At 70.9% G+C, this 12,507-nt stretch carries 12 protein-coding genes and 1 tRNA gene; 5 read left to right on the top strand and 8 right to left on the bottom strand.

The window, feature by feature from the left end; all coding sequences use genetic code 11:
* The first annotated feature begins 15 nt into the window (after nucleotides 1–15).
* The 3 genes from JOD95_RS13480 (at nucleotide 16) to JOD95_RS13470 (ending at nucleotide 4,223) form a co-directional block, all read left to right on the top strand.
* Nucleotides 16–1,710 (top strand): DNA repair helicase XPB, encoded by a 1,695-nt coding sequence (locus JOD95_RS13480; RefSeq protein WP_066656535.1) that lies wholly within the window; start codon nucleotides 16–18, stop codon nucleotides 1,708–1,710.
* Nucleotides 1,711–1,765: 55 nt separating this feature from the next.
* Nucleotides 1,766–2,461 (top strand): response regulator transcription factor, encoded by a 696-nt coding sequence (locus JOD95_RS13475; protein WP_056120555.1) that lies wholly within the window; start codon nucleotides 1,766–1,768, stop codon nucleotides 2,459–2,461.
* Between the two features lie 61 nt (nucleotides 2,462–2,522).
* On the top strand, nucleotides 2,523–4,223 hold the full coding sequence (locus JOD95_RS13470) for a cell wall metabolism sensor histidine kinase WalK (RefSeq protein WP_209685443.1): 1,701 nt from the start codon (nucleotides 2,523–2,525) through the stop codon (nucleotides 4,221–4,223).
* Nucleotides 4,224–4,411: 188 nt separating this feature from the next.
* On the opposite strand, the gene JOD95_RS13465 is transcribed toward JOD95_RS13470, so the two are convergent.
* From JOD95_RS13465 to JOD95_RS13435, 7 genes are all read right to left on the bottom strand, one after another.
* Nucleotides 4,412–5,287, bottom strand: a complete 876-nt coding sequence (locus JOD95_RS13465; protein WP_209685441.1) for a hypothetical protein — start codon at nucleotides 5,285–5,287, stop codon at nucleotides 4,412–4,414.
* A gap of 271 nt (nucleotides 5,288–5,558) precedes the next feature.
* Nucleotides 5,559–7,178: a chaperonin GroEL gene (groL, locus tag JOD95_RS13460; RefSeq protein ID WP_182046169.1), complete on the bottom strand. Its 1,620-nt coding sequence runs from the start codon at nucleotides 7,176–7,178 to the stop codon at nucleotides 5,559–5,561.
* 259 nt (nucleotides 7,179–7,437) lie between these two features.
* Nucleotides 7,438–7,641, bottom strand: coding sequence for a cold-shock protein (locus tag JOD95_RS13455; protein WP_066656547.1), 204 nt, complete (start codon nucleotides 7,639–7,641; stop codon nucleotides 7,438–7,440).
* Nucleotides 7,642–7,800: 159 nt separating this feature from the next.
* Nucleotides 7,801–8,391: a LytR C-terminal domain-containing protein gene (locus JOD95_RS13450; protein WP_209685439.1), complete on the bottom strand. Its 591-nt coding sequence runs from the start codon at nucleotides 8,389–8,391 to the stop codon at nucleotides 7,801–7,803.
* The gene (locus JOD95_RS13445) at nucleotides 8,388–8,681 is read right to left on the bottom strand and encodes a DUF3263 domain-containing protein (protein WP_235426381.1); all 294 of its coding nucleotides are present in this window, start codon (nucleotides 8,679–8,681) and stop codon (nucleotides 8,388–8,390) included. The genes JOD95_RS13450 and JOD95_RS13445 overlap by 4 nt, the downstream gene beginning before the upstream one ends.
* 97 nt (nucleotides 8,682–8,778) lie before the next feature.
* Entirely contained in the window at nucleotides 8,779–9,777 is a 999-nt protein-coding gene (locus tag JOD95_RS13440) for a DUF2332 family protein (protein ID WP_209685438.1), read from the bottom strand.
* The gene (locus JOD95_RS13435; RefSeq protein ID WP_209685436.1) at nucleotides 9,774–10,241 is read right to left on the bottom strand and encodes a GNAT family N-acetyltransferase; all 468 of its coding nucleotides are present in this window, start codon (nucleotides 10,239–10,241) and stop codon (nucleotides 9,774–9,776) included. The genes JOD95_RS13440 and JOD95_RS13435 overlap by 4 nt, the downstream gene beginning before the upstream one ends.
* A 65-nt stretch (nucleotides 10,242–10,306) precedes the next feature.
* On the opposite strand from JOD95_RS13435, the gene msrB reads away from it, so the two are divergent.
* Nucleotides 10,307–10,711: a peptide-methionine (R)-S-oxide reductase MsrB gene (gene msrB / locus JOD95_RS13430; protein ID WP_066656573.1), complete on the top strand. Its 405-nt coding sequence runs from the start codon at nucleotides 10,307–10,309 to the stop codon at nucleotides 10,709–10,711.
* A 36-nt stretch (nucleotides 10,712–10,747) separates the two neighbouring features.
* Nucleotides 10,748–10,823, top strand: a tRNA-Thr gene (locus JOD95_RS13425).
* Between the two features lie 35 nt (nucleotides 10,824–10,858).
* Here JOD95_RS13425 and JOD95_RS13420 read toward each other — a convergent pair.
* Nucleotides 10,859–12,301, bottom strand: coding sequence for a glycosyltransferase family 39 protein (locus tag JOD95_RS13420; protein ID WP_209685434.1), 1,443 nt, complete (start codon nucleotides 12,299–12,301; stop codon nucleotides 10,859–10,861).
* Nucleotides 12,302–12,507: the final 206 nt, after the last annotated feature.

Genomic DNA, 12,507 nt, shown 5'->3' with positions numbered 1-12,507 from the left:
CTAGGCTGATCCGTCATGAACGGACCGCTGATCGTGCAGAGTGACCGCACCGTGCTCCTCGAGGTCGCCCACCCCCAGGCCGAGGACGCCCGGCACGAGCTCGCGGCCTTCGCCGAGCTCGAACGCGCCCCGGAGCACGTGCACACCTACCGGATCACGCGCCTCGGGCTCTGGAACGCCCGCGCGGCCGGGCACGACGCCGAGTCGATGATCGGCACGCTCGAGCGGTTCGCGAAGTTCCCGGTCCCGCAGAGCGTCACGGTCGACATCCGCGACACCGTCTCGCGGTACGGGCGGCTCGTCATCCGGCGCGAGGAGCGCGAGGACGCCCCGGCGATCGCGAACTCCCCGAGCGAGGAGCTCGAGCGCCAGCCGCTCCTGCTCCTCACCGCCGAGGACCCGTCGGTCCTGGCCGAGGTCACCCGGTCGAAGCGCATCAAGCCCCTGCTCGGCGACCAGCGCTCCCCCTCGGAGATCGAGCTGCAGCCCTGGGCACGCGGGCAGGTCAAGCAGGAGCTCGTCAAGCTCGGGTGGCCGGCGGAGGACCTCGCGGGCTACACGCCGGGACAGCCGCACCCGATCGACCTCGACACGGCGTCCTGGCACATGCGGCCGTACCAGGAGCAGGCCGTCGACACCTTCTTCGCGCAGGGCTCCGGCGTGGTCGTGCTGCCGTGTGGTGCCGGCAAGACGCTCGTCGGCGCCGGGGCGATGGCGACCGTCAAGGCGACGACGCTCATCCTCGTGACGAACACCGTGTCCGCTCGGCAGTGGCGTGACGAACTCCTGCGCCGGACGACCCTGTCCCCCGAGGACATCGGCGAGTACTCCGGCACCACGAAGGAGATCCGTCCCGTCACGATCGCGACGTACCAGATCCTGACCGCTCGGCGGAAGGGCGAGTACACGCACCTGTCGCTCCTCGACGCCCTCGACTGGGGCCTGATCGTCTACGACGAGGTCCACCTGCTCCCCGCGCCGGTGTTCAAGCTCACCGCCGACCTGCAGGCACGGCGGCGGCTCGGGCTCACGGCCACCCTGGTGCGTGAGGACGGCCGCGAGAGCGACGTGTTCTCGCTCATCGGGCCGAAGCGCTACGACGCCCCGTGGAAGGAGATCGAGGCGCAGGGCTACATCTCCCCGGCGGCCTGCTACGAGGTGCGGATCGACCTCCCCCACCAGGACCGCCTGGAGTACGCGGCGTCGGGTGACGACGAGCGCTACCGCATGGCGGCGACCTCGCCGGCGAAGACCCCGGTGGTGCGCGAGCTCATCGAGAAGCACCACGGCGAGCAGATCCTGGTGATCGGGCAGTACATCGACCAGCTCGACGACCTCGCCGCGTCACTCGATGCCGCCGAGATCACCGGGTCGACACCGGTCGACGAGCGCGAGCGGCTGTTCCAGGCGTTCCGCGAGGGCTCGATCGACGTGCTCGTGGTGTCGAAGGTCGCGAACTTCTCGGTGGACCTCCCCGACGCCACCGTGGCGATCCAGGTGTCCGGGTCGTTCGGCTCCCGACAGGAGGAAGCGCAGCGTCTCGGCCGGTTGCTCCGCCCGAACAAGGACGGCCTGCCGGCGTCGTTCTACACGCTCGTGACGCGGGACACGGTCGACCAGGACTTCGCGCAGAACCGGCAGCGCTTCCTCGCCGAGCAGGGGTACGCGTACACGATCCTCGACGCCGACCAGGTGCTGGCGGCCGCGTAGCCACCACACGACCCGCTCCCAGGAAACCTCTAGGGAACGGTCAGAGGATGGGACCATGACCGATGGCCCCAAGATCCTGATCGTCGACGACGAGCCGAACATCCGCGACCTCCTCACGACCTCGTTGCGCTTCGCCGGGTTCGCCGTCCGTGCGGTCGGCAACGGGGCCCAGGCGATCTCCGCCGTGCTCGAGGAGGAGCCCGACCTGATCATCCTGGACGTGATGCTCCCGGACATGAACGGCTTCGGCGTCACCAAGCGCCTCCGCTCGTCCGGGTACACGTCGCCGATCCTCTTCCTCACCGCGAAGGACGACACCGAGGACAAGATCACCGGGCTCACCGTCGGGGGCGACGACTACGTCACCAAGCCGTTCTCGCTCGACGAGATCGTCGCGCGCATCAAGGCGATCCTCCGTCGCACCATGAACGACGAAGAGGACGCGATCATCCGCGCCGGCGAGCTCACGATGGACCAGGACACGCACGAGGTCACGATCGGCGACGCGCAGATCGAGCTGTCCCCGACCGAGTTCAAGCTCCTGCGCTACCTGATGCTCAACCCGAACCGCGTGCTGTCGAAGGCGCAGATCCTCGACCACGTGTGGGAGTACGACTTCAACGGCGACGCGGGCATCGTCGAGTCGTACATCTCGTACCTCCGCCGCAAGCTCGACCAGTACTCGACCGAGCCGATCATCCAGACGAAGCGCGGGTTCGGCTACATGCTGAAGGCGTCCAAGGCGTCCTGACGCCGGGCACACGGCGACCGTCCGGTTTCACCGGGCGGTCGCCGCTTATCGTTGGGGCAGCATGCACACGCGAATGAGCCACTGGTGGGACGGGATCTCCCTCCGCACCAAGATCACCGGCATCACGGTGCTGCTCGTCGCGCTCGGGCTGCTCGTCGCGGGGCTCGGCACCATGACGGTGCTCTCGACGTACCTCATGCAGCAGCTCGACAACACGGTCAAGCAGACGTCCGAGCAGCTCGAGGGCCAGAACATCAGCGACGGCCAGCAGTACTGCACGCTGTCGATCGTCCTGTCGCAGAGCGCCTACGTCGCGGCCTACGACTCCCGCGGGGACAAGATCTGCCAGACCCGTGCCTCCAGCCGGCCGGACATCCGCTCGCTCGACTTCTCCGCCGCGGCGCAGAGCTCGCAGCGGTTCTCGCTGTACGACAGCCAGCACGACCACGAGTGGCGCGCGCAGATCATCCCGGCGTCGCTGCAGAACCAGTCGAGCGGCACCTCGGAGACCGGGTACGTGCTCGTCGCCGTGTCGAGCGCCGACACCGACAAGACCATCGGCCGCTTCACGATCATCTTCCTGGGCTTCGGCATCTCGGTGATCCTGCTCGGCGCGATGCTGACACGGCTCCTCGTGACGGCCACGTTCGACCCGCTGCGCGACGTGGAGGACACGGCCGCCCGGTTCGCCGCCGGTGACTTCAACCAGCGGCTCGAGGCCGACACCCCGAACACCGAGGTCGGTCGTCTCAACCGCTCGCTCAACGCGATGCTCGAGCGGATCGACTCCGCGTTCGAGGACCGCGAGCGGACGATCGACCAGATGCGCCGCTTCGTCGGTGACGCCTCCCACGAGCTCCGCACGCCGCTGGTGTCGCTCCGCGGCTACGCCGAGCTCTACCGGATGGGGGCGCTCCGCAAGGAGGAGGACGTCGCCCAGGCGATGGACCGCATCGAGAAGGAAGCGCAGCGGATGGGCCTGCTCGTGCAGGACCTGCTCCAGCTCGCCCGCATCGACGAGTCGAAGCCGCTCGAGCTCGGCCCGGTCGACCTCGTCGCCATCGCGCGCGACTCGGCGCTCGACACCATGGCATCGAACCCCGACCGCGAGATCCAGGTCCTCGTCGAGGACGCCGTGACGGGCGTCAGCGTGCCGCAGGCCGTCCGTCCGGGTGCGTTCGGCCAGATCGACACCGGCGAGACGCCCGTCTCCCCGCCGTCGGCGAACTCGACCGGCCCGATCGCGTTCTCGCGGCAGACGATCGCGCGCCTCCGTGCCCGCCGCAACCGCGCCATGGGCGTCGAGGGCGGCGTACCGACCGACGAGACCACGCCCCTGCCGACCGTCGTGCTGCCGGCCCGCCCGCCGATCGTCCTGGCCGAGGAGAACAAGATCCGCCAGGTCGTGACCAACCTGATGGGGAACGCCATGCGCTTCACCGCGCACGACGACCCGATCGAGATCGGCATCGGCGTGGACGACGACCTCGGCATGGCCCACATCGACGTCATCGACCACGGCGAGGGCATCCCGCCGCAGCTGCGCGAGAAGATCTTCCAGCGCTTCTGGCGGGCGGACACCTCGCGCGCGCGGGACACCGGCGGCTCGGGCCTCGGTCTCGCGATCGTGTCGGGCATCGTGCACGCGCACAACGGCTCCGTCGAGGTGTTCGACACCGAGGGCGGCGGCGCGACCTTCCGCGTCTGGCTCCCCCTGCTCCCCCGCGACTACACCCCCACCCCGAAGTCCCCCGCCGCCTGACGCGCCGGCCCCGGCCGTCGCCGTCCCGCCGTCCCGCCGTCCGTCCCCGTTCTGGTCGCACGGCTTGCCGCTCAACTCCGGCCGACGCGGCATGTCGTGCGACTCGAACGGTCGCAGGCGGCAGGTCGTGCGACCGGAGCACGGCGCGGACCTGTGGGAGCGAGCGACATCAGAGCTGCCGGACCGGCTCAGGAACGGGCGGCGAACGCTTGACGGAGTCGCTCGAACAGCACCGCAGGTCGAGCCGCGTCGGCAGCCGTCGCGTGCACCACGATCCACCCGTTGACAGCGAACCCGTTCCCTCGGCGTTGATCGTGTCGGAAGACGTCGCGCTCGCGGTGATGGTCGCCGTCGTACTCGAGCGCGATACGGAGCTGTGGCCAGCACATGTCCACCCGTCCGAGGAACGTACCGCGCTCATCGAACACCTCGTGGTTGAGCTCGGGCTCCGGGAAGCCTGCATCAACGACGTCGAGGCGGATCAGCGTCTCCATGGGTGACTCGCTCCCCGGACGCACGGCCTCGAGTGCAGCCCGCGCGAGAACGACCCCGTGCCCGCGGGGACGGAGCGCACGCGCGAGATCCTCGATCGTGGCGAGTCTCGCCCGTCCGACGAGGTGGTCGCCGAGGACGACGAGCGCTCGGAAGTCGAAGAGGGTCGCGCACTCGGCCCAGGCGCGGGCCGGCGTGCTGACCGGGAGGCCGTCCTGCTCGACGGTGTCGTCGTCGGCCACACGATGGGCCGTGACACCCGGACGCCGCATGAGGCTCCCTCCGCCGATGGTCGCCACGTGTACCCGCGACCCTTCGCGGTGTTCCCTCGGCACCGGCGCTCCCCACACCCTGACTGCGGTCGTGTGGCTGAACCGCTGGTCGGGGCGGAGCACCAGGGCGATGCAGTCGACCAGGCTCGCGTCGCGGTCACGAGGCACGCGGACGCCGTGGACGGGACGCCGGAGATCAGCGCGGCGCATGCGGCTCGTACCCTCGCCGTACCGACGAGCTCGTGCGACGGTGAAGGCCCGTTCCGCGAGGCCGTTGGGCAGTGCGCGCGGAGTGGTCATGCTCGTAGCCTGGAGGCGCACGGCACCACCCGAGCCAGAGGCGGGCGCACCTGTGGAGAACGACCGCAGCCGAGCCTCCCGTGCGGGAGAAGCACCTGCGTCCTGGTAGCACGGCATGCCGCGCGCGGTCGTTGCGGGCGCACGACCTGCCGTCGAAGTCGAACCTGAGCGGCAAGTCTTGCGACCGAAACCGAGCCAGGGCCGCCCGCCGGCGCCCGCACGCGGAAGGGCCCCGCACGCAGCGCGTGCGGGGCCCTTCCGGCTACCGGGACTAGAAGTCCATGCCACCCGTGGGGTCGCCGGCCGGCATGGCCGGGTTCTTCTCCGGCTTGTCGGCGACGACGGCCTCGGTCGTGAGGAACAGACCGGCGATCGACGCGGCGTTCTGCAGCGCCGAGCGCGTGACCTTGGCCGGGTCGATGATGCCCGCGGCGACGAGGTCGACGTACTCGCCGGTCGCGGCGTTGAGGCCGTGACCCGACTCGAGCTCGCGGACCTTGGCGGCGACGACACCCGGCTCGAGACCGGCGTTCAGCGCGATCTGCTTGAGCGGCGCGTCGATGGCGACGCGGACGATGTTCGCACCGGTCGCCTCGTCACCCTGCAGGTCGAGCGAGTCGAGCGCGACGGACGCCTGGATGAGCGCGACGCCACCACCGGCGACGATGCCCTCCTCGACGGCGGCCTTCGCGTTGCGGACGGCGTCCTCGATGCGGTGCTTGCGCTCCTTGAGCTCGACCTCGGTCGCGGCACCCGCCTTGATGACGGCCACGCCACCGGCGAGCTTCGCGAGGCGCTCCTGGAGCTTCTCGCGGTCGTAGTCGGAGTCGGTCGCCTCGATCTCGGAGCGGATCTGACGGACGCGGCCCGCGATCTGCTCGTCGTCGCCGGCACCCTCGATGATCGTGGTCTCGTCCTTGGTGATGATCACCTTGCGGGCCTTGCCCAGCAGGTCGAGGGTCGCGTTCTCGAGCTTGAGGCCGACCTCTTCCGAGATGACCTGGCCACCGGTCAGGATCGCGATGTCCTGCAGCATGGCCTTGCGACGGTCGCCGAAGCCCGGGGCCTTGACGGCGACGGACTTGAAGATGCCACGGATCTTGTTCACGACGAGGGTCGCGAGGGCTTCGCCGTCGACGTCCTCGGCGATGATGAGGAGCTGCTTGCCCGCCTGGATCACCTTGTCGACGACCGGGAGCAGGTCCTTGATGTTGGAGATCTTCGAGTTGACGATGAGGATGTACGGGTCCTCGAAGACGGCCTCCTGGCGCTCCGGGTCCGTGACGAAGTACTGCGACAGGTAGCCCTTGTCGAAGCGCATGCCCTCGGTCAGCTCGAGCTCGGTGCCGAAGGTGTTCGACTCCTCGACGGTGACGACGCCCTCCTTGCCGACCTTGTCGATCGCCTCGGCGATGAGCTCGCCGATGGTGGGGTCGGCGGCCGAGATCGACGCGGTCGCGGCGATCTGGTCCTTGGTCTCGATGTCCTTCGCGTTGGCGAGGAGCTGGTCGGAGACGGCGGCGACGGCCTTCTCGATGCCGCGCTTGAGCGACACGGGGTCGGCACCGGCGGCGACGTTGCGGAGGCCCTCGCGGACGAGCGCCTGGGCGAGCACGGTCGCGGTGGTCGTACCGTCACCGGCGACGTCGTCGGTCTTCTTGGCGACCTCCTTGACGAGCTCCGCGCCGATCTTCTCGTACGGGTCGTCGAGCTCGATCTCCTTGGCGATGGAGACACCGTCGTTCGTGATCGTGGGGGCGCCCCACTTCTTCTCGAGGACGACGTTGCGGCCGCGCGGGCCGAGCGTCACCTTCACGGCGTCGGCCAGGGTGTTCAGGCCGCGCTCGAGGCCACGACGGGCCTCCTCGTCGAAAGCAATGATCTTAGCCATGTGAGTTTCTCGTCCCTCCCGGACGTCGTGCGTGGGGGTCGTGCTGGCACTCAGCGCAAGCGAGTGCCAACGCCGATTCTGGCACTCGCCGGGTGTGAGTGCAACACAGTCGGGAGGCGCGGCTCGACTTCCCAGGACACGTTGCGGCCGGGACCCGGCACGCTCAGGCCCGGGTGGTGGCTGCTCGGCGGGCGGAGCGCCGTGCACGACGAACGCGCCGCCCCCGAGGGGACGGCGCGTTCGTCGAGTGGTCCTGGGCTCAGGCGGGACGGACCGCCTCTGCCTGTGGGCCCTTCGACCCGGTGCCGACGTCGAACGTCACCGCCTGGCCCTCCTCGAGGACCTTGTACCCCGACATGTCGATCGCCGAGTAGTGCACGAACACGTCCTGGCCCCCTCCATCCACGGTGATGAAGCCGAAGCCCTTCTCGGCGTTGAACCACTTCACGGTTCCGTTGGCCATGATCTCTTGCTCCCTGGTGCTGCAGTTGCGGACGACGCCATCGCCGTCTGGCGATGACTCTCGTGCAACAACGGCGGCAAGGCAAGAGGTGTGACGTTCTTGCACGCCGATCGCGTCAGAAATCAACGTGCCCGAAACACCTCCGTCACACAGCGCGCGTCAGCCGCCGTAGTCGGCGCCGAGCACGACGCTGACGTCGGCGTTCGGGAACGCCGCCGACTGCTCCACCGTCGCGATGCCGAGCGCCTTCGCCACACCCTGTGCCACGGCCTGCTGCTCGGGCTGCTGGTAGTACACGACCGAGGTCGTCGTCCCCGTCGTCCCGGCGTCACCCGTCGAGGCGACCTGCCAGCCCGCTGTGGTCAGTGCGCTGCTGGCGCGGGCGGCCAGACCGGTCGTCGTCGTGCCGTTCAGCACGACGACGCTCGTCGAGCCCTGCGCCGAGGGCTCCGCAGCGCTCGGCTCCTCGGACGCGGGCGCCGACGGCGACTCCGAGGGCGTCTCCGACGGCGCGGCCGACGCCGAGGAGCTCGACGAGGGGCGCGGCGACGAGGTCGACCCCGGGAACGAGTAGCTACCGTTCAGCAGCGCGAGCACGAGGACACCGACGAGCACGAGCACACCGGTCGCGAGGGCGCCCCAGGCGAACGCGATCCACCCGCGTCCACGACGACGGGCACCGCGGTGCGCTCCGACCCGGGGGCCGTCGGTAACGTCGTCGAACCGGTCTCGCGGGAATCTCTCGGTCATCGTTCCTCTTCACGGGGATCGGGCGCGGGGGCGACGAACGCGCGCGCCGCTCGTGCTCGGGTGCGTGCGTGCCGGAGCCGCTGCAGCCGACCGACCAGCTGGGGGTCGAGCGCGAGCGCGGCGGGCAGGTCGATCACGCGGTTGAGCACCTGGTAGTAGCGCGCCGGCGACATGTCGAACTCGACCCGGATCTCCGCCTCCTTCGTGCGGTCGTGCCGCGCCCGGTCGTGCTCGAACGCGAGCACGCGCTGGTCGAGCTCGCTGAGCTCGTCGGTGGGGAGGGCGGTCACGGCACTTCCGGTCACGGTTCGGTCACGGGTCTCGCACATCGTAGGGGTGCCCGGCGGTCCGACCCTGGCACGCGGCTGGACTGTCGCGAAGCCCGGTTCAGGCTGCGGGCCGCCGGAACCACCGCACCCGGACGCCGAACGGGTCGCAGACCGCCGTCGCCACACCGTCGAGCGACACCGTGGCGAAGGCGTCCGGGTCCGCCGGGTCGACGTCGTCGGGCAGCGTCGCGGCCACCCCGCGCAGGATGCCCGTCCGTTCGACCGCGACCCAGTGCACGCCACGCTCCGCCAGCCGGTCGACCACGCGCTGGCGGTCGGCGCCCGGCACGTAGACGAGGGTCCCGGTGGTGAGCACCACGGGACGGACGCCGTCCGGCAACGCGTCCAGTGCACGGTCGAGGTCGCCGGGCAGCGTGCCACGGATCCGGACGGGAGGCACGGCGAGCGTCGCGCGCGCCGCCTCGCGCATCAGGGCGGTGCGGTCCGTCGCCTCGGGCGGGACGGCCTCGACCAGCCGGTCGAACGCACCGGGCTCGGCGAGGTCGATCGGGTTCGGGTCGAGGGCGACCCGCGCGCCGATCCGGATCGGGGTGCCGGCCGGCTCGGGGACCGCGCCGCTGGCGTCGACCGTCAGGTGCACCGACGGCTCGGCGACGGCGGTGTGCACCCGGACCGTGCCGTCCCCGGTCCGGTGGTCGAGCGTCACCCGGTCCGGGATCGAGCAGAGCCCGGCTGCGGCCCCGGCGTCGACGAGGCCGAGCGGCCGCGGGTCCGCCGCGGCGAGCGCCGCGAACAGCGGGACGACGGGACCGAGCCGCCGCGGGTCGTTGGCCTGCACCGTGGCGGCGGCGAGCGCCGTGACGAACGCGGCACGGGCCTCCCGGCCGAGCGCACGGAGCGCTCCGGGGTCCGACGGGTCGGCACCCAGCCGACGTGCGACGGCGAAGACCAGCTCCGGTTGCCGCTGCTGCTCGGGGACCGCGTCGAGGAGCGCGACCAGGTCGTCGTCGACCGAGCGTGCCCAGGCCGCGTACGACGGCGAGGCCGGAGCGATGCGCGCCGCGTAGGTGGCGTACCGCTCGCGCGTGCCGGTCACGGGCGGTGCATGCCGACGTGACGGATGCCGGCCTCGTCGTAGGGCGCACCGAACCGGACGAAGCCGTGCCGCTCGTAGAGGCTCGCGACGTACTCCTGGGCGTGCAGGACGAACGGCTCGTGACCGTGCGCCTCGAGCACCCCCGCGACCAGCCGTCCGGCGATCCCCTGCCCCCGGTGGTCGGGGTGGGTGGCGACCCGGCCGATCACCCAGGCCGGCGGCTCGCTGGCAGCGGGGTGGTCCTCGTCCGGGGCGGGCCGGACGAGGCGGAGGTACCCGACCGGATCGTCGTCGGCTCCGAACCACCAGTGCTCGGTGTCGGGCTCGCGGTCACGGCCGTCGAAGTCGTCGGCGGTGACCCGCTGCTCGAGGGCGAAGACGCGGTTCCGCAGCCGCACGATGCCGTACAGTTCGTCCGTCGTCAGGCGGGTCCAGCGGGCGTGGCGGACGGAATGCTCGGACATCGTCGCGAGTTTACTGAAGGGGTCGGGCATCACCATCGAGCCCCGACCGGAAGCAGGAGGAAGCAATGGCGTACAACGTCGACAAGTCGGACGCCCAGTGGCGCGAGGAGCTCTCCCCGGACCAGTACGCCGTGCTCCGGCAGGCCGGGACCGAGCGCCCGTGGACGGGTGAGCTGCTCGACGAGGAGCGCGCCGGCACGTACACCTGTGCGGCGTGCGGCGCGGAGCTGTTCCAGAGCGGCACGAAGTTCGACTCCGGTTGCGGCTGGCCGTCGTTCTACGAGTCGGTCCGCCCCGAGGCGGTCCAGCTCATCGAGGACAAGTCCCTCGGCATGGTCCGCACCGAGGTCCGCTGCGCGAACTGCGGCTCGCACCTCGGGCACGTGTTCCCCGACGGCTTCGGCACCCCGACGGGTGACCGCTACTGCATGAACTCGCTGTCGCTGAACTTCTCCGAGCAGGGCGAATGAGACCCCGACGCGTCCGCCGGTAGGATGGGCGCGTCAGCCGGCATGGCGCAATTGGTAGCGCACCGTACTTGTAATACGGGGGTTGCGGGTTCGAGTCCCGCTGCCGGCCCCAGATCACGGCTCCTCGTGCGGCCCGAGGCGGAGCCGTCACCGCACGTCGAGCTCGCCGTCCGCGTCCCGTTCGATCTCGCCGTCCGGGATCCAGACGACGATGCGGTCCAGGCGCACCCGCTCGAACGACGACCGCTCGTCGCGCAGCAGGTCCGTGACCTCCTGCGGCAGCGGGAAGCGCTGGTCGCGGCCCACCACGATCGCCTCGAACGGTGCATCGTCGACGTCGCGCACGCCGCGCGCACCGACGTACTGGTCGTAGTCGCTGGGGGTGATCGCGCCGAAGAAGATGCGGCCGTCCCGGATGCCCTCGCTCCGCAGCAGCGGCAGGAGGCGCGCGACCCCCTCGGGGCGTGTCTGCCAGACCGCCCGCGCGGTCGGGATGCTGCCGACGAGTGCGACGACGACGAGGAGTGCGGCGAGCGCGCCGGTCAGCGGCCGGGGGCGGAGCACCGCGAGCCGACCGAGTCCGACCGCGGCGAGCAGGACGATCCAGGGCGTCCACGCGCTGTAGTAGGTCGGCAGCGCGATCTTCGCCGCCACCGTGTAGAACGCGACGAGCAGCAGGAGCGGTGCGGCGAGGAACACCACCAGCCGGTCCGGACGGACGACGACCGCGAGCAGCACCCCGGCGGCCAGGACGACGAGCACCGGCAGGCCGACGCCCTGCGCCAGGAACCACCAGTTCCCCCACCACGGTGCGAACTGGTGGGTCTGCCCGGCGATCACGGCGAGGTGGCCGTTCTCGTTCTGCCCCTCCTGGAAGGCCAGCATGTAGAGCACCGCCGACCGTATGCCCATCGGGGCGTACAGCGCGACGACCGTCACCGTGAAGACCACGGCCCAGACGACGCCGCCGACGACGAGCCGACGCCACTGCCGGAACAGCAGCGGGGCGAGCAGGAACACGGGCACCAGCACGAGCGTCGACGCCTTCGACGTCACCGAGGCGGCCATGAGCACCGCGGACAGCGGGAGCCACCACCACCGGCCGGTCCGTGTCCAGGTCCACACGGCGAAGAGCGCGGCCAGGGCGAAGAACACCATCACCGGGTCGAGGAGCGCGACACGGTCGAGCCGCGCACCGGATCCACCCCGGGGCGTCAGCGTCCAGAGCGCCGCGGCGGTCCACCCCGCCCAGAAGCCGACCTCGGCGCGGAGCCACACGAACATGACGGCGGCGCCGAGGACGACGAGGGCACTCACGAGGACCCGGGGCGCGGTGGCCCCTTCGCCCCCGACGAGCTGCGCGAGCCCGAACAGGTACTTCGCCGTCGGCGGGTGCTCGCGGTTCTGGTCGAACGCGCCGTGCACGTACGCGAAGCCGGCGCGGACGTAGGTGGACTCGTCGCCGCCGATGTTTTCGTCCGCGATCCGCCAGAAGCACTGGTAGGCGGCCGCCAGTGCGAGCAGGACGAGGGCGACGATCCGTACCGCTCGGCGGTCCTGGAGCACGAGGGCGTGGCGTCGACTGGGCACCGGACGATCCTACGGCGGGAGCCGCCGCCCTCCGGCGGGAGCACGGAGGGCCCGGACGATGGACGTCCCGGGCCCTCCGGCGCGCGGAACGCGGATCAGGAGGCGTTCCGAGCGCTCGACGCGGTAACCAGCCGGTCGTCCCTCGATGGTGTCACCGCACCCGGTGACGTGTCCACGGTTGCGGTCCGATCCACGCGAACCCGCAC

This window comes from Curtobacterium sp. 1310 (assembly GCF_017834105.1).
GTDB lineage: Bacteria > Actinomycetota > Actinomycetes > Actinomycetales > Microbacteriaceae > Curtobacterium.
This window is presented reverse-complemented; position numbering and strand designations above follow the sequence as displayed.